The sequence below is a fragment of the Pedobacter cryoconitis genome, assembly GCF_003259615.1.
GTDB lineage: Bacteria > Bacteroidota > Bacteroidia > Sphingobacteriales > Sphingobacteriaceae > Pedobacter > Pedobacter cryoconitis.
The window spans coordinates 13,425-29,607 of record NZ_QLLR01000003.1; the positions used below are offsets into that span (position 1 = coordinate 13,425).

General features: G+C 39.3%; 18 protein-coding genes. 9 read left to right on the top strand and 9 right to left on the bottom strand.

What is annotated here, in order from left to right; translation table 11 throughout:
- Positions 1-110: 110 nt before the first annotated feature.
- The 7 genes from LY11_RS05135 to LY11_RS05160 all read left to right on the top strand — a co-directional run bounded on the left by LY11_RS05135 (position 111) and on the right by LY11_RS05160 (position 6,735).
- Complete coding sequence (locus LY11_RS05135) at positions 111-635, top strand: hypothetical protein (RefSeq protein WP_111632674.1); 525 nt, start codon at positions 111-113, stop codon at positions 633-635.
- A gap of 27 nt (positions 636-662) precedes the next feature.
- Positions 663-1,304, top strand: coding sequence for a nicotinamide riboside transporter PnuC (gene pnuC, locus LY11_RS05140; RefSeq protein WP_111632675.1), 642 nt, complete (start codon positions 663-665; stop codon positions 1,302-1,304).
- Positions 1,297-1,818, top strand: a complete 522-nt coding sequence (locus LY11_RS05145) for an AAA family ATPase (RefSeq protein WP_111632676.1) — start codon at positions 1,297-1,299, stop codon at positions 1,816-1,818. The genes pnuC and LY11_RS05145 overlap by 8 nt, the downstream gene beginning before the upstream one ends.
- 9 nt (positions 1,819-1,827) lie before the next feature.
- Positions 1,828-1,980, top strand: a complete 153-nt coding sequence (locus LY11_RS26660; protein ID WP_170132634.1) for a hypothetical protein — start codon at positions 1,828-1,830, stop codon at positions 1,978-1,980.
- Positions 1,981-2,233: 253 nt separating this feature from the next.
- Complete coding sequence (locus LY11_RS05150; protein WP_111632677.1) at positions 2,234-4,684, top strand: TonB-dependent receptor; 2,451 nt, start codon at positions 2,234-2,236, stop codon at positions 4,682-4,684.
- Positions 4,685-4,736: 52 nt separating this feature from the next.
- Positions 4,737-5,369, top strand: a complete 633-nt coding sequence (locus LY11_RS05155) for a thiamine phosphate synthase (RefSeq protein ID WP_111632678.1) — start codon at positions 4,737-4,739, stop codon at positions 5,367-5,369.
- A 91-nt stretch (positions 5,370-5,460) separates the two neighbouring features.
- Positions 5,461-6,735 (top strand): MFS transporter, encoded by a 1,275-nt coding sequence (locus LY11_RS05160; protein ID WP_111632679.1) that lies wholly within the window; start codon positions 5,461-5,463, stop codon positions 6,733-6,735.
- 3 nt (positions 6,736-6,738) lie between these two features.
- On the opposite strand, the gene LY11_RS05165 is transcribed toward LY11_RS05160, so the two are convergent.
- From LY11_RS05165 to LY11_RS05205, 9 genes are all read right to left on the bottom strand, one after another.
- Positions 6,739-8,478, bottom strand: a complete 1,740-nt coding sequence (locus LY11_RS05165; protein ID WP_111632905.1) for an ABC transporter ATP-binding protein — start codon at positions 8,476-8,478, stop codon at positions 6,739-6,741.
- Between the two features lie 95 nt (positions 8,479-8,573).
- Positions 8,574-9,137, bottom strand: a complete 564-nt coding sequence (gene frr / locus LY11_RS05170) for a ribosome recycling factor (protein ID WP_111632680.1) — start codon at positions 9,135-9,137, stop codon at positions 8,574-8,576.
- A gap of 40 nt (positions 9,138-9,177) precedes the next feature.
- Positions 9,178-9,885 (bottom strand): UMP kinase, encoded by a 708-nt coding sequence (pyrH, locus tag LY11_RS05175; protein ID WP_068404326.1) that lies wholly within the window; start codon positions 9,883-9,885, stop codon positions 9,178-9,180.
- A gap of 44 nt (positions 9,886-9,929) precedes the next feature.
- Entirely contained in the window at positions 9,930-11,039 is a 1,110-nt protein-coding gene (gene nagA, locus LY11_RS05180) for an N-acetylglucosamine-6-phosphate deacetylase (RefSeq protein WP_111632681.1), read from the bottom strand.
- A 97-nt stretch (positions 11,040-11,136) separates the two neighbouring features.
- Positions 11,137-11,973, bottom strand: a complete 837-nt coding sequence (gene tsf / locus LY11_RS05185) for a translation elongation factor Ts (RefSeq protein ID WP_111632682.1) — start codon at positions 11,971-11,973, stop codon at positions 11,137-11,139.
- A gap of 104 nt (positions 11,974-12,077) precedes the next feature.
- The gene (rpsB, locus tag LY11_RS05190) at positions 12,078-12,902 is read right to left on the bottom strand and encodes a 30S ribosomal protein S2 (protein ID WP_068404332.1); all 825 of its coding nucleotides are present in this window, start codon (positions 12,900-12,902) and stop codon (positions 12,078-12,080) included.
- A gap of 20 nt (positions 12,903-12,922) precedes the next feature.
- Complete coding sequence (gene rpsI / locus LY11_RS05195) at positions 12,923-13,309, bottom strand: 30S ribosomal protein S9 (RefSeq protein ID WP_068404334.1); 387 nt, start codon at positions 13,307-13,309, stop codon at positions 12,923-12,925.
- Between the two features lie 16 nt (positions 13,310-13,325).
- Complete coding sequence (gene rplM / locus LY11_RS05200; RefSeq protein ID WP_068404336.1) at positions 13,326-13,769, bottom strand: 50S ribosomal protein L13; 444 nt, start codon at positions 13,767-13,769, stop codon at positions 13,326-13,328.
- Between the two features lie 99 nt (positions 13,770-13,868).
- The gene (locus LY11_RS05205; RefSeq protein WP_111632683.1) at positions 13,869-14,231 is read right to left on the bottom strand and encodes a hypothetical protein; all 363 of its coding nucleotides are present in this window, start codon (positions 14,229-14,231) and stop codon (positions 13,869-13,871) included.
- 92 nt (positions 14,232-14,323) lie between these two features.
- On the opposite strand from LY11_RS05205, the gene LY11_RS05210 reads away from it, so the two are divergent.
- Together LY11_RS05210 and LY11_RS05215 are read left to right on the top strand one after the other, a co-directional pair.
- Positions 14,324-14,530: a YtxH domain-containing protein gene (locus tag LY11_RS05210; protein ID WP_111632684.1), complete on the top strand. Its 207-nt coding sequence runs from the start codon at positions 14,324-14,326 to the stop codon at positions 14,528-14,530.
- Between the two features lie 74 nt (positions 14,531-14,604).
- A complete protein-coding gene (locus tag LY11_RS05215) occupies positions 14,605-16,026 on the top strand; it encodes an MBL fold metallo-hydrolase RNA specificity domain-containing protein (protein WP_111632685.1) in 1,422 nt (473 codons plus the stop codon).
- Positions 16,027-16,183 lie beyond the last annotated feature (157 nt).

A 16,183-nucleotide genomic window follows, 5' to 3' on the forward strand; every position in this document is an offset into this window, starting at 1 on the left:
GAAAAATAGGATAGCTTAACGGTGGGCTGTGTTTATTTTTAATAAGCGTACTTTGAACAAAATTAGTGCGTTAATGGAAAAGGTATAACGCAATTATACAAGATAAAAAAATGAAAAAATTACTATTTGCAGTCTTCGCTACTGTTATTCTTTTAAGTGGATGCGGCACTGTCCAGTCTATTATTAAATCGAGCTTTCCTTATACTGCTACCCTGGTTATTCCGAAATCTTCTAAGGCGGATAGTACAGCTTCTGTGACCAGCGCTGCCGGAAGTTTTGATGAGGTAATCGGCAATCAGAGTGGAAATGACTATGTGAGAGATATTAGAATCGCCTCTGCGAAAATCATAGCTTCCAATCCAAATGATAAAAGCATGAGTATGTTTAAATCCATTAAAGTTTTCATTTCCAATGGAAGCAGTGGTGAAGTCATGGTCGCTTCGAGAAATGATGTTTCAGAACATATCGGATCTTCTTTAGTCCTGGATATTGACAATTCACGTTTTGTGGATCAGTATATCAAAGGCAACAGCCTGAAGGTAAGGCTGGAGTATGTATTAAGAGAAAATTTAACAGCAGACGTGAGTTTGAGAACTTCTTTAAGTTTCAGCTCCTCTCCTGCCAGCAAGAAATAAAACCGTAAATAATTTTACATTTGACGCATGGTAGCCATAGTCGATGTAGTCAGAGACAGTATTGAACATTTTTTCAGCATAACCAGCTGGCTGGAGTGGTGCGGTGTAATTACCGGAACACTTTGTGTCTGGCTGGCCGCAAAAAACAATATTTTGAACTGGCCCCTTGCTATTGTAAGCGTACTGATCTATATTTTCATTTTTTTTGAAAGTAAGTTATACTCGGATATGGGCCTGCAGGTTTATTTTTTAGTCACCAATGCTTATGGTTGGTACTTCTGGAGTAAAAACAGGAATAATCCGGAAACCTCCAGACCTGTCAGTATCATTACCAATAAAGAAATGGGCTTATCGGCCGTCGCCATTATCCTGCTAACTATTCTTCCGGGAACTTTACTACATTACTTTACCAAAGCGTCTTACCCGTTTTTAGATAGTTTTTGTACGGCATGCAGCCTGGTTGCACAAATATTCCTCGCCAGAAAAGTATTACAGAACTGGCTGATCTGGATTTTTGTAGATATTATTTATGTAGGTGTTTATGTGTCAAAAGATCTTTATGCTACCGCGATTATGTATGCTTTATATGTTTATATCGCCTGGGTAGGTTACCAGGGATGGAAAAAATCAAGATTGGAAACAGAAATTACATTGAAAAGTCATGACTAAAAAAATAGCTATCGTTGGCCCTGAAAGCACAGGAAAGTCCACACTGACAAAATTACTGGCTAAACATTACCATACGCTTTGGGTCCCTGAGTTTGCAAGATATTATTGCGCGGCATTAACTGCGCCTTGTACGATGCAGGATGAAATTAATATGTTCCATGGACAGCAGGCTCTTGAAGAATCAATCCTGGCAGTCGCGGAGCAGGAGTTGATTTTCTGTGACACTACCTTTTTAACGGTAAAAATATGGAGTGATGAAATGCTGGGCGAGACTCCTCAAATAGTCCTGGATGCTTTACCATTGAGGACCTATGATCATTATTTACTGCTGAATATTGATTTACCATGGCAGGAAGACCCACAACGTGATTTCCCGCATATGCGCGAACATTTTATGGCCATATGGCATAAAGAATTGAAAGATCTTGGCGCTGATTATGTAGTAATCAGCGGGATTGAAGATCGTTTACAAAATGCAATTACAGCAATAGATAAATTTTTGGAAACAAAATAAGCATACGAAATGAACGAAACAGAATTTTTAGAGTATTGTAAAAGTCAATTGACCGGACCAATAAAAGATGAAGACATCATTACGATGTTAACTGCCTGGGGGAGTATCAAATATTCACAAGGATATACGAATGCACAAAGCGAGAAAGAGGATATAGAGTAACGGTATAAGCACTGCTAAATTGCTATATCTAAAATATTTTATACATTTGCCAATATCAAAAGGGGTGCCTTGTTTTGTAAAAAACACAAAGACAGGCTGAGATCATACCCATTATTTGAGCGCTGAATTAATTTCAGGCGCTTCAAATATGCACCTGATCCGGGTAATGCCGGCGGAGGGATTGGAGTTATGGAGTTTAATTATGTTGTATTAGCCCTATGTACAACAGGTTTTACTAAAAAACAGTAGCAAATTGAAAACATTATTGATCGCAGTTATAGCTGTGTTCCTTTTACCTGTATTTGCCAGCGCGCAATTCACAATTTCGGGATCAGTTTCCGAAAATACAAAACATACCAGCTTACCGGGAGCAAGTATCAGCTTAAAAAACACCAGTATCGGTTCCAGCAGTAATGCGAATGGAGCCTATCAGCTTAAAAATGTTAAAGCTGGTAAATATGTGCTGACCGTAAGTTTTGTCGGTTATGAAACACAGCAAAAGACTATTGAAGTGAAAGGAGATCAGCAGATCGATTTCAACCTGGAGCCTTCAGCATACCTGGCAGATGAAGTTATTGTCATGGCCACCAGGGCTACGGAAAAGTCAGGTACAACCTATAAGAACGTGAGTAAATCTGATATTGAAGCTAATAACTTCGGACAGGATTTACCTTTCATTATCAACAATACGCCCGGTGTGGTAGTCACTTCTGATGCAGGAACCGGAGTAGGTTACACAGGAATCCGGATCAGAGGCAGTGATGCGACAAGGGTCAACGTTACTGTTAACGGAATTCCATTAAATGATTCTGAAAGTCAGGGTTCATTCTGGGTAAATATGCCCGATTTTGCTTCCTCAGTAGAGAGTATCCAGATTCAGCGCGGCGTGGGAACTTCTACAAATGGTGCTGGTGCATTTGGCGGAAGCTTGAACATACAAACTTCTGCTCCGGGTTTAGAGCCTTACGCAGAAGTTAACAGCACCTATGGTTCTTTCAACACCTTAAAAAACACGGTAAAAATCGGAACAGGACTGATTGATAATAAATTCAGCTTTGATGGCCGCTTATCAAGAATACAGTCTGATGGTTTTGTAGACCGTGGTGCATCGTTATTAAAATCTTATTTCTTATCTGGTGCTTATCATGGAAAAACTGATTTGTTACGGATTAACGTCTTTTCTGGTTCAGAGAAAACTTACCAGTCCTGGAATGGTGTTCCGGAGTCGAAGTTAAGAGGGGATGTACAAGGCATCAATGATTATATCGAAAGAAATGGGATAACAGGAGCCGATGCTGCAAATTTACTGACTGCGGATAACAGAAAATATAATTCATTCTTATACAAAGATCAGAATGATAACTACTGGCAGGATCATTACCAGGTTTTGTATGCGAAACAGTTAAATGATAGGTTCTCTTTCAATGGCGCTTTGCATTATACTTATGGAAGGGGTTATTATGAAGAGTTTAAAGCTGGACAAAAATTTGCTGACTATGGTTTAGAAAACCCAATCATCAACAATGCACCAATATTTACAACAGATCTTGTGCGCAGACGCTGGTTAAATAACAATTTTTACGGCGCAACTTACAGTTTCAATTATAAGGCTTCTTCTCAGCTGAATTTCACAGTGGGCGGTGCTTATAATCAATACCGCGGCAAGCATTATGGCCAGATCAACTGGTCACAAATTTCTTCAAACCTGAATAATTCTGATCATTATTATGATGGAGACGGAAATAAAAATGATTTCAATATTTATGCGAAGGTTTCTTATAGCCCGGTTGAAAAACTAAACTTATTTGCAGACGTTCAATACAGAAGATTGAATTATGATATTACTGGTAAAGACAATGATTTACTGCCTTTAAATATTCACGATAAGCTTAATTTCTTCAATCCTAAGCTAGGCGCATCTTACTTTGTAAATCCAAAAAGCAATATTTATGCTTCTTTGAGTATTGCCAACAAAGAGGGTAACCGCGATGACTATGTGAATGCGAATGTAGGTACTCTCCCACATCCGGAAAGGTTATATAACGTAGAAGCCGGATACCGGATCAAAGATGCACAGTACAGTGCGGGCGTGAACGTATATGGAATGTTCTATAAAGATCAGCTGGTGGTAACCGGAAAGCTAAGTGATGTGGGTGCTTCTATTCGTCAGAACGTCCCTAATAGTTCCAGAATTGGAGTTGAATTTGATGGATCTTATACTTTAAGCCGCCATTTCCTGGTTAATGCCAACGCGGCATTGAGCAGAAATAAGATTAAAGACTTCTCTGAGTTCATTTTCAATTATGACACGAACAAAGAGGATACCTATCATTACACGAATACCAACATTTCTTTTTCACCGGATGCCGTTTTATTCGGAGAGCTGGTTTATAAACCTTTTACCAGTTTTGCTGTAGCGTTACAGAGCAAGTATGTGAGTAAACAGTATATGGACAATACACAGAATGAAGGCAGAAAGCTGAATGGCTACTGGGTAAACAATGTCCGTTTAGGTTATGATTTCAGCTTTAAAGGAGTAAAAAACATGAACGTTGGTTTACTGGTTAATAACATCCTCGACAAAAAATATGAGAGTAATGGTTATACTTATGGATCTTATAGTGGTGGTAACCGGGTAACAGAGAATTTCTATTTTCCACAAGCGGGGACTAACCTGTTATTATCCTTAAATGTTAAGTTTTAAGATTTAACTTTAGCAAATTTTAATCCGGAAATCTTCATAACAATATATACTCATGAAAAAATTCATCGAAAAGCTTCAGTTTATCACACATGATATTGAAACCTTAACGCATATTGAACAGGCACAACTAGCTTGTGAGGCAGGTGCAAAATGGGTTCAATACCGTTGTCTGACCAAGGATGATGAAGCTCTTTTAAAGGATATTAATGCCATCGCAGAAATTTGTGATGACTGGGGCGCAACATTGATTGTAACCAATCACATTCATTTGAACAGAAAAGCAGACATCCAGGGTTTTCATATCGAAGACATGGATGCTGATTTTAAAGCGTTACGTGAGCAGTTAGGGGAAGATATTACCATTGGTGGTTCTTCCAATACCTTAGAGGGACTACTCAGGTTAGCGGACGAAGGTGCTGATTATGCAGGTTGCGGCCCGTTCAGCCATACCGATACCAAACCAAACAATTCTCCGTGGTTAGGCCTGGAGGGTTATGCAAAGATCGCTGCTGCCTTAAAAGAAAAAGAGATTAACCTTCCTGTATTAGCGGTCGGTGGTGTAAAGCTAACTGATGTAGAAGCTTTATTGGAAACAGGCATCTTTGGAATTGCAGCTTCTTCTGCAATCAACCAGGCCGAAAACATGAAGCATGCCTACGAGGATTTCTATGCTCTTGTAAAATAAATTTTTAATGTCAAATATGGCTTTGTCATATTTGACATTACATTTCAAAAAGACTTGCTTATAATATACATTTGTTTCAAATCATTTTCCTTTGGACAGTCCCACAATTGTAGATAAACAAGATCCTTACGCCGCCCTGCGCTACAGGGAATTCAGATCTTTCCTTGGTATGCGTTTCTTTTTTACGTTTGCCTATCAGATGCAAGCTGTAATTATCGGCTTTCACATTTATCACTTAACAAAAGATCCGCTTGCTTTAGGCCTGGTTGGTCTTTGTGAAGCACTCCCTGCCATTGGGATTGCACTTTATGGAGGTTATGTTGCTGATAAATCTGAAAAGAGAGGGCTGCTGCTAAAAATATTCCTGGGCGTTTTTACCTGCTCACTGATTATGCTGGTGGCTACGTCTTCTCAAATGCACCCTTATGTTCCGGAAAGTTATATCATTCCTATCATGTATTGCATGGTATTCGGAATAGGGATTGCCAGGGGGTTCTTTAGCCCGGCTACTTCTTCTTTGATGGCCATGACCATTCCCAGAGAACTTTACCCGAATTCCAGTACCTGGAACAGTTCTTCTTATATGACGGCTTCTATTTTAGGGCCTGCCGTTGGAGGATTAGTCTATGGTTTTTACGGGATCACAGTTACTTATACGGTCATCATCGCTTTTATACTTATCGCTTTAGTCTGTGTATTCTTTCTGAAATCACATCTGCCAAAATATATTCCTAAGGAAAGTATCATGAAAAGCCTGACTGAGGGCGTACAGTTCGTATTCAAGAGTAAAATGATGCTGGGCGCAATGAGCCTGGACCTGTTCTCCGTATTTTTTGGGGGCGCAGTTGCTTTATTACCTGTTTTTGCGAATGATATTTTAAATGTGGGTTCTGAAGGACTTGGTTTTATGCGTGCAGCAGCCTCGGCAGGTGCAGTACTGACTATGCTGGTGATGACCAGGATCTCCCCAATGAATAAACCGTGGAGAAACCTGCTGGTAGCTGTAGTTGGCTTCGGCACCAGTATTATCTGTTACGGCCTTTCTAAGAACTTCTATCTGACTTTAGTGTTCCTGTTCATGGAAGGCGCATTTGACAGCGTCAGTGTCCTGGTCCGGTCTACAATTATGCAATTACTGACACCCGACCGTATGCGTGGCCGGGTATCAGCTGTAAATAGTATGTTTATTGGTTCTTCGAACGAAATCGGCGCTTTTGAATCCGGACTTACCGCAAAGTTAATGCGAACTGTTCCGGCAGTGGTTTTTGGTGGCTGTATGACTATTATCATTGCAGGTATCACCTATACCAAAACCAAAAGCCTGCTTGGGCTCACGTTACAGGATATTCACGAGGAAACAGTTTAGGATTTATCTTTCTCCTACCTGCTGCCTCCACATCGCGTAATACAGTCCTTTCTCTGCTAACAGGTCTGTATGCTTACCCTGTTCGATGATATGCCCCTTTTCAAGTACATAAATCCGGTCTGCATGGCGAATTGTAGATAACCTGTGTGCAATCAATATGGTAATATGATTGGTAAATTCTGAAACTTCTCTGATCGTTGCAGTGATCTCTTCTTCTGTCAAAGAATCTAATGAAGAAGTAGCTTCATCAAATACCAGAATATCCGGCCTGCGCAATAAAGCTCTGGCAATAGAGAGCCTTTGTTTTTCACCTCCGGATACTTTCACCCCTCCTTCTCCGATCACCGTATCCAGTCCTTTGTCTGCACGTGCTAAAAGTGTCTGACAGGCTGCCTGCTCCATCACTCTTAAACATTCTTCGTCGGTAGCTCCCGGACGGACAAACTGAAGGTTCTCTCTGATCGTACCCGAGAACAATTGTGTATCCTGAGTTACAAAACCTATTTTCTCCCTGAGCTGATCCAGATCAATCTCTTTACTTGAAATACCGTTATAAAGGACTTCACCGACTTCAGGCTGATAAAGACCAACCAGAAGTTTTACCAGTGTGGTTTTACCAGAACCTGATGGCCCTACGAAAGCAATAGTTTCTCCGTCGTTCGCTTTAAAGCTGATCTCATTCAGTGCATTTGTTTTTCCGGTGAGGTGACGGAAACTTAATTCTGAAAATTCCAGTGATTCAATTTTATTCAGCACTTTAGGATTTAAAGGCTTCTGATCAATCGGTGTACTGAGAATCTTTTTAAAATTCCCAAGGGAAACTTCTGCTTCTCTCCAGGAAAGAATAACATTCCCTAATTCCTGTAAAGGACCAAAAAGGAAAAATGAGTAAAACAGGAAGGAGAAGTATTGTCCTGCGGAGATCGTATTTTCAAAAATAAGGATCAGCAAGACCACCACCATAATACTTCTGACCAGGTTCACTGTAGTTCCCTGTACAAAGCTCATACTCCGCACATATTTGACTTTTCTGAGCTCTAATCCTAATATTTTATAGGTAGTTTTATTCAGGCGGTCTATTTCCTGGTTGGCAAGACCTAAACTTTTTACCAGCTCAATATTTCTTAGTGATTCTGTAGTTGAACCTGCCAATGCAGTAGTTTCAGCAACAATACTTCGTTGGATGACTTTAATTTTCCGGCTTAAAAACCAGCTGACAAAACTAATGATGGGGATAGCCAGGAAATAAATTACAGTTACTTTATAACTTACAGTAACGGAATAGACGATGACAAAAACCATCCCGATCAAACTGACAAATAGAATACTGATGAAAGAAGTGATAAATTTCTCACTATCCAGTCTTACTTTCTGAAGAATTCCAAGCGTTTCTCCGCTTCGCTGATCTTCAAAGACCTGGTAAGGTAATTCGAGCGAATGTTTCAAACCATCGGCATACATCTGTGCCCCTACTTTCTGAACGATAATACTGGTAAAGTAATCCTGGAAATTCTTTGCGATACGGGATACCATTGCTGCACCAACCCCCAGGCCGATCAGGCCTAAAACACCCCAGACAAACTGATCTCTGCTCAGTACATCTTTTTTCTCGATAAACCTATCCACAATACGCCCTGTGATATAAGGATCAAGCAATGAAAAACCTATATTAATGGCTGCAAGAAACAGCGCCAGGCAGACTATCCATTTATAATTTTTAAGATATTGTACTAATAAGTTCATGTTGAAAAAATAGAGCGCAAAAATAAACAAAGGGAATATAGCAAAAGCCATATTCCCTTTTAATTACTCTTAAATTATATTTGAGCAGATCCGGATTATACCGTCATTACGTCTTTCTCTTTTGCTTCAGCGTGTTTATCTACCTTCACAATATAAATATCCGTCATTTTCTGTACTTCACCTTCACCTGCCTTGATTTCATCATCAGAAACGCTCTCGCCTTTCAATTTCTTGATTTTCTCATTGGCATCTTTACGAATGTTACGTACTGTGATACGGCCACGTTCTGCTTCTTCTTTAACCTTTTTTACCAGGTCTTTTCTACGTTCTTCAGTTAGTGGTGGAACTACCAGGCGGATCACAATACCATCATTTTGTGGATTGATACCAATGTTAGCTTCCATAATTGCGCGTTCTATAGGTACCAGCATGTTTTTTTCCCATGGCTGAACTAAAATAGTACGTGCATCAGGAGTTGTTAAACTCGCTACCTGAGCTAAACCAGTTGCACTGCCGTAATAGTCCACCATAATTCCATCCAGCATACCTACTGAAGCTTTACCCGCACGTATTTTAGTCAATTCAGTTTCACAATGAGCAATTGCTTTGTCCATTGTTGCCTGAGCATCTTGTAATTGTTTCTTTATGAGGTCGTTCATAATTTGTGCTTTTTATCAAAAAAATATATTTGTATTAAATTTAGCCTTTTACCAGTGTTCCGATTTCTTCGCCCTGTGCAATTTTCATGAAGTTCCCTGTTTTATTCATATCGAAAACGATAATAGGAAGTTCATTTTCTTCACAAAGTGTGAAAGCGGTCATATCCATCACGTTTAATCCTTTCGAATACACTTCTTTGAAAGAGATCTCAGTATAACGGGTTGCTGTCGGATCTTTTTCAGGATCTGCAGTATAAATACCATCTACACGTGTACCTTTCAGTACTACGTCTGCTTTAATTTCAATTGCGCGCAGTGCTGCAGCTGAATCTGTTGTGAAGTAAGGATTTCCAGTACCCGCACCAAAAATAACAACACGGCCTTTTTCAAGGTGTCTTACTGCTCTTCTGCGAATAAATGGTTCACAGATCTGCTCCATTTTAATGGCGGTAAGTAATCTTGTTTTAAGTCCTACTTTTTCCAGTGCATCCTGTAAAGCCATACTGTTAATTACAGTCGCTAACATTCCCATATAATCAGCCTGTGCACGATCCATACCAGATTTCTCTGCGCTCAAACCTCTGAAAATATTACCACCACCTATAACTATTGCAATTTCCAGGCCCTGTGCATGAACAGCTTTAATATCTTCTGCGTACTGCTTAACGCGGTCATTATCAATACCATATTGCTTTTCGCCCATTAGCGACTCTCCGCTTAACTTGAGTAGGATCCTTTTATACTTCATGACTCCAAAAATAACTATTTGTTTTAATTATTAAGCTGAAATGTTTAAACGTTTATTAACCCTCCGACAAAAACCTTTTGCAGGGTCAGCTGAGCTGTTATTAACAACAAATCTGCTGTGTTTCCTACAGCAATTTGTCCATAGTCAGCATCCATGTTCAAAACTCTCGCAGGGTGAGCTGAGGCCATGTTTAAAGCTGCTGACAGCGGTATATCACAATGATCAACACAGTTACGCACTGCATCCAGTAAAGTGATGTTAGAGCCTGAAATCGTTCCTTCGGGAGTCACATATCTGGACCCTTCCAACTGATGCTGATAAGGGCCTATATGACAAGCTGTAACTGCATCTGTAATCAGAAACAAGCGCTCAGGCATTAATTTATAAGTCATTTTAACAATTTCCAGGTCAACGTGAGCCCCATCTGCAATGATACTGGCCATAGCTGTCGGATGATTAAAGACTGCTGCCGGTAAATTTGGATTCCTGTGGTGAATAGCAGGCATTGCATTATACAAATGCGTAGTTGTGGTAAAGCCGCTGTTATACGCATGATTTGCCTGTTCAAAATTGGCATTGCTATGTCCAAGAGAAAGTACTATTCCCTGATCCAGCAAATAATTGATGACTTCATCATCTTGTAGTTCATGCGCGATGGTCATCATCTTAACCACACCGTCTGCATTTCCAATTAATTCTTTTACTTCCTCCAGCGTTGCTTTATGTACATATTTCAGCGGGTGAGCTCCTAATCTTTCAGGGTTTAAATAAGGTCCTTCTAAATGGAGTCCCAAAAAAGCACGGGCTTGGGGTTTATAGGCTTTAGCTGCTTCTATAGCCTGCTTAAATATATCGGGCGTATTGGTCGCTACACAAGCAAGAAAACCAGTTGTTCCTTTACTGATCAGGTCAGCATCCATCTGTTTTAATGTATCTGCAGCAGGATAAGCAGAAAATAGATTTCCGCCGCTACCATATATTTGCAGATCCATAAATCCAGGCGTAAGATAGTTGCCCTGCGCATCTATAACTTCATATCCTGCTGGAATGTCGCCTTTGATAATTTCTTTGATTAACCCGTCTGCGATTAAAACAGCCGCATCGGTAATCAGCTGTTCACCTTTGAAAAATCCGGAGTTCTTGATTGCTATCATATCTTGTTTTTAACAGTCCTTAAAGATGGACAAAAAATACAGGGCAAAAAAAAAAGTCCCTTAAAATAAGGGACCTTTTAATTTATCATTGAAGGAACTATGATCCTAATTGAACACGTTTAAATGCAGTAACAGTTAAACCGTTAGCTGTGTCATTTAAAAATTTACGAACGTCTTTAGAAGAATCCTTAACAAATTCCTGGTTTAATAAAGTACTGTCTTTGTAAAACTTGTTCAGTTTACCAGCAGCAATTTTCTCAACCATTTCTTCTGGTTTACCTTCTGCACGGATTTGCTCTTTAGCAATTTCCATTTCACGCTCGATAGTGTGTGTGTCTACATCAGCTTTGTCTAAAGCAACCGGGTTCATTGCAGCAATTTGCATAGCTACATCTTTTCCAGCTTCGTCAGCACCAGCAACAACTTGGTTTAAAGCAACCAAAACACCTAAACGGTAGTTACTGTGGATGTAAGGGACAACTTTTTCGCCTGATACTGTTTCAAATTTAGAGATACCAATTTTCTCTCCGATTTTACCAGTGTTTTCAACGATGATGTCAGAAACTGTTTGACCATCAACTTCAAGTGCTAATAATTCTTCTAAAGTAGCTGGGTTTTTCTCAACTGCTAAATCAGTGAATTTATTTGCTAAAGCGATGAAATCAGCATTTTTAGCTACGAAATCTGTTTCGCAGTTTAATTCAACTACAACACCACGTTTTCCGTCAGCTGTAGCTTTTGCGATTACAACACCTTCGTTAGAATCACGATCCTGACGACTTGCTGCAACTTTAGCACCTTTTTTACGTAAGTAATCAACCGCAGCTTCGAAATCGCCATTGGCCTCTATTAATGCTTTTTTGCAATCCATCATACCGGCACCGGTTTGTTGGCGTAATTTGTTTACATCTGCTGCAGAAATTTGTACTGACATTTTATTTTCTTTTTTAAGTTTTTATCTAAAAAATTATGGGTTGTACATTGTATGTTGTAAGTAAGAACCCGCAACGCACAACATACAACCCAAAAATATATTATTTATGCTTCGCTTGTACCTTCTTCGGTTTCAGCATTTTCTTTTCTTGCTCTTCTAGCGCCAGGTGCAGCAGTTTCAGGAGCATCAGCAGCAGTTTTAGCAGCTACAGCTTCTTTTTCAGCTTCATCATCTTTTTCACGTTTACGCTCGTCTAAACCTTCTTCAATTGCTTTGATGATAACATCAGTAATTAAAGAGATAGATTTAGTTGCATCATCATTCGCTGGAATAGGGAAATCGATGTTAGAAGGATCAGAGTTAGTATCAACCATTGCGAAAGTTGGAATGTTTAATTTCAACGCCTCACTAACAGCGATATGCTCTTTTTTAACGTCAATTAAAAAGATAGCAGCTGGTAAACGGTTTAAATCCGCGATACCACCTAATAAGCTTTCCAATTTGATACGCTCACGCTGGATCATCAAACGCTCTTTCTTAGAAAGAATAGAGTAAGTACCGTCTTTAGTCATTTTATCGATGTTAGACATCTTTTTGATTGACTTACGTACAGTTTGGAAGTTAGTTAACATACCACCTAACCAACGCTCAGTTACGAAAGGCATGTTTACTTTTCTTGCTTGATCAGCAACGATTTCTTTAGCTTGTTTCTTAGTCGCTACAAATAAGATCTTACGACCTGATTTTACGATCTGTTTGATCGCTGAAGCAGCTTCTTCAGTTTTAGTTAAAGTTTTGTTTAAATCTATAATGTGAATCCCATTGCGTTCCATAAAAATATATGGTGCCATTTTTGGATTCCATTTGCGGGTAAGGTGACCAAAATGTACACCTGCATCCAATAAGTCTTGATATGTTGTTCTTGCCATTGTCTTTGTCCTCCTTGAGATTAACGTTTACTGAATTGGAACTTTTTACGAGCTTTCTTGCGACCTGGTTTCTTACGTTCAACCATACGCATATCACGGGTCATTAACCCTTTAGCACGTAATGCCGGTTTTTTCTCAGCATCTATTTCAACAATAGCTTTAGCAATAGCTAAACGAACAGCTTCTGCCTGGCCTTTAATACCACCTCCTGCTACGTTTACTTTTACGTCATACTGACCGATAAGTTCTGAAACTTCAAAACTTTGGTTTACAATATATTGTAAAGGTAATGTAGGGAAATATACTTTGTGATCTTTACTGTTAACAGTAATTGTACCGTTGCCCTCTTGCATGTAGATTCGCGCAACAGCAGTTTTTCTTCTTCCTGAAGTGTTAGTAACTGACATTTCTTTCTTCCTTTAATTAAAGTGTAATGGTTTTTGGTGATTGTGCTGCATGAGGATGCTCAGTACCTGCATAAACAAAAAGGTTGGTGTATAATTTTGCACCTAATTTTGTTTTAGGTAACATACCACGAACTGCTTTTTCTACTACACGTGTAGGATGTTTCGCCAATAACTCTTTTGGAGAGATGAAACGCTGACCACCTGGATACCCAGTATATGAAACGTACTGTTTGTCGTTCATTTTGTTTCCGGTCAACTTAATCTTGTCCGCATTGATAACGATCACATTATCGCCGCAGTCTACGTGTGGGGTGTACTCAGGCTTGTTTTTACCACGGATGATCATTGCGATCTTCGATGACAAGCGCCCCAAAATCTCGCCTTGTGCATCAACAACAACCCACTGTTTGTTAACAGTTTTAGCATTGGCAGAGACAGTTTTGTAACTTAACGTATTCACTTGCTTGTATTTAATTTGTTAAACAATTATTTTTTTTCCCTAGGATTTAGGGACTGCAAAGATAGATTAATATGTGTAATTGTCAAATAGTTAATCAAATTATTTATATGTTTTTTTATACAAGCTTGCTAAAAGCTGCAAAAAGATCGTAAATGAGAATAATAAGCCAGAAACAATCAGCAAAATCGTTTCTGTAGGATAATAATGATAACCGATCGTATCAATTAATAATAAAACTGCGCTATAACCCGTATAGGAGGCATACAGCAAGGTCACCAATCCAGCCAGCCATTGCAGGAAAGACCATCTGTTTTGCTCAGTTTCGATATTCCGCAACACCATCCAGTTAAAAACAATGACAATCAATAAGCCGAAAACAACCCAGCGATTGCCGTTCAGCAGATAAGTCAAAAAATAAAGGACTGCAAAAATCAGGTTCAGATAGGATAAAGTTCTAAGCATGTATCAATTTTTTCAAAAAACAGCGTTTATTATATAAAAATAAGAACCTTTTTATTCGCATATTGTTACACTAATACAAAAAGACATTTATTATGACAAAAGAAACGAAAATAGTTGCAGGTATATTGGCAGGAGCTGCCCTTGGTGCTGCGGTAGCTTTAATCTTATCTTCAGATAAAAGTGATGACGTAAAAGATAAAGTTACAGACTGGTTCTGTGACCTGCTGGATGCTTCTAAAGACAAAATCTCTGATGTAGCTGATACTGTAAAAGACAAAGTTGCAAAAGTAAGAGCCTAATACTCTTTTAACTTTATAGATGGCACCGGATGCTTACCGGTGCCATTACTGACTATTACACCTAAATATAACCGATGAAAATCGCTTTCCATGGTGCTGCGCGCGCCGTTACTGGTAGTAAACACCTGATTACTTTAACAAACCAGACTCAAATACTATTAGATTGCGGCATGTTCCAGGGCATGGGAGAATCAACAGAAAAACTCAACAGTTATTTCGGGTTTGAGCCTTCAAAGGTCACTTATATGATTCTTTCACATGCGCACATTGACCACTGTGGTCTGCTCCCACGCTTAGTTGCAGAAGGATTTAAAGGAAATATATTCTGTACACCGGCAACAATGGACCTGGCCAGAATTCTTTTAATGGATTCAGCAAAAATTCAGGAGCAGGATGCGGAATATGCAAATAAGAAAAGACCTGAGAACGAAGAAGTGGAAGAAGCACTTTATACGGAAGAGGATGTAATTAAAACCTTAAGTCAGTTCAAAATTATAGACTACGATACTAGTTTTGACATCTGTCCGGAAATCTCCGTATGTTTCACAGATGCAGGACATATTGTAGGCAGTGCAGCAGTACATTTGACGATAAAGGAAGATGGCAAACCGACCCGCCTTACTTTTAGCGGAGACGTTGGCCGTTATGGAGATCTCATACTCAAAAGCCCTCAGATTTTCTCACAGGCAGACTACATTATTATGGAATCTACTTATGGAGACTCCTTACATAAGGATCTTGAACCTATAGAAAACATGTTGTATGAAATTATTCAGCGTACTTGTATAGAAAAAAGAGGTAAAGTGGTTATCCCTGCTTTCAGTGTAGGCAGAACGCAGGAATTATTATATGCACTGAATAACCTTGAACTGAAGCACAAATTACCAGACGTTCCTTTCTACGTAGACAGCCCTTTATCTATCCAGGCTACGGAAGTTTTAAAGAACCATCCGGAAGTTTATAACAATGGCGTTAAAGAAGTCATGAAAATTGATGAAGACCCATTTAGCTTCAAAGGGTTGAAATTCATCGAAAGTGTAGCAGAATCTAAAGCACTTAACAATGACAACAGGCCTTGCGTGATCATTTCTGCTTCTGGCATGGCCGAAGGAGGAAGGGTAAGACATCATATCCGCAATACGATCGGTGATCAGAAAAACACGATCTTAATGGTTGGTTATGCTTCTCCGGGTTCACTGGCTGGCAAATTAATGGCCGGAGATAAACAAGTATACTTGTTCAGAGAAAATCTTGATGTGGTTGCTGAAATTCGTTCGATCCGCTCCATGAGTGCGCATGGAGATTATGAAGATCTGCTTCAGTTCCTTTCTTCTCAGGACCCCGCACTAGTAAAACAATTATTTTTAGTACATGGCGAGTATCCTGTTCAGCAGCATTTTGCTAAAAGACTGAATGAACACGGATTTAAGCATGTAGTTATCCCTGAATACCACCAGGTATTTGATTGTGAGACTGAACCTGCATGGAGCATTTAAATGATTTTTTTGGGTACCCGGTCCCACAATTTCTGCAAAACATAATTATTGCTGTATGCAGTTGTGCGCTCGGGGCTATATTGACTATTATTATTCGGAAAGTCTTTAAGTTTTTCGCAAGATTCTGGGCAACATTTGAAATCCAGTCCATCATTAA

Coding starts and splice junctions, on each gene's coding strand:
- LY11_RS05135 (WP_111632674.1), top strand. CDS start 111: ATGAAAAAATTACTATTTGCAGTCTTCGCTACTGTTATTCTTTTAAGT.
- pnuC (WP_111632675.1), top strand. CDS start 663: ATGGTAGCCATAGTCGATGTAGTCAGAGACAGTATTGAACATTTTTTC.
- LY11_RS05145 (WP_111632676.1), top strand. CDS start 1,297: ATGACTAAAAAAATAGCTATCGTTGGCCCTGAAAGCACAGGAAAGTCC.
- LY11_RS26660 (WP_170132634.1), top strand. CDS start 1,828: ATGAACGAAACAGAATTTTTAGAGTATTGTAAAAGTCAATTGACCGGA.
- LY11_RS05155 (WP_111632678.1), top strand. CDS start 4,737: ATGAAAAAATTCATCGAAAAGCTTCAGTTTATCACACATGATATTGAA.
- LY11_RS05165 (WP_111632905.1), bottom strand. CDS start 8,478: ATGAACTTATTAGTACAATATCTTAAAAATTATAAATGGATAGTCTGC.
- frr (WP_111632680.1), bottom strand. CDS start 9,137: ATGAACGACCTCATAAAGAAACAATTACAAGATGCTCAGGCAACAATG.
- pyrH (WP_068404326.1), bottom strand. CDS start 9,885: ATGAAGTATAAAAGGATCCTACTCAAGTTAAGCGGAGAGTCGCTAATG.
- nagA (WP_111632681.1), bottom strand. CDS start 11,039: ATGATAGCAATCAAGAACTCCGGATTTTTCAAAGGTGAACAGCTGATT.
- tsf (WP_111632682.1), bottom strand. CDS start 11,973: ATGTCAGTACAAATTTCTGCAGCAGATGTAAACAAATTACGCCAACAA.
- rpsB (WP_068404332.1), bottom strand. CDS start 12,902: ATGGCAAGAACAACATATCAAGACTTATTGGATGCAGGTGTACATTTT.
- rpsI (WP_068404334.1), bottom strand. CDS start 13,309: ATGTCAGTTACTAACACTTCAGGAAGAAGAAAAACTGCTGTTGCGCGA.
- LY11_RS05205 (WP_111632683.1), bottom strand. CDS start 14,231: ATGCTTAGAACTTTATCCTATCTGAACCTGATTTTTGCAGTCCTTTAT.
- LY11_RS05210 (WP_111632684.1), top strand. CDS start 14,324: ATGACAAAAGAAACGAAAATAGTTGCAGGTATATTGGCAGGAGCTGCC.
- LY11_RS05215 (WP_111632685.1), top strand. CDS start 14,605: ATGAAAATCGCTTTCCATGGTGCTGCGCGCGCCGTTACTGGTAGTAAA.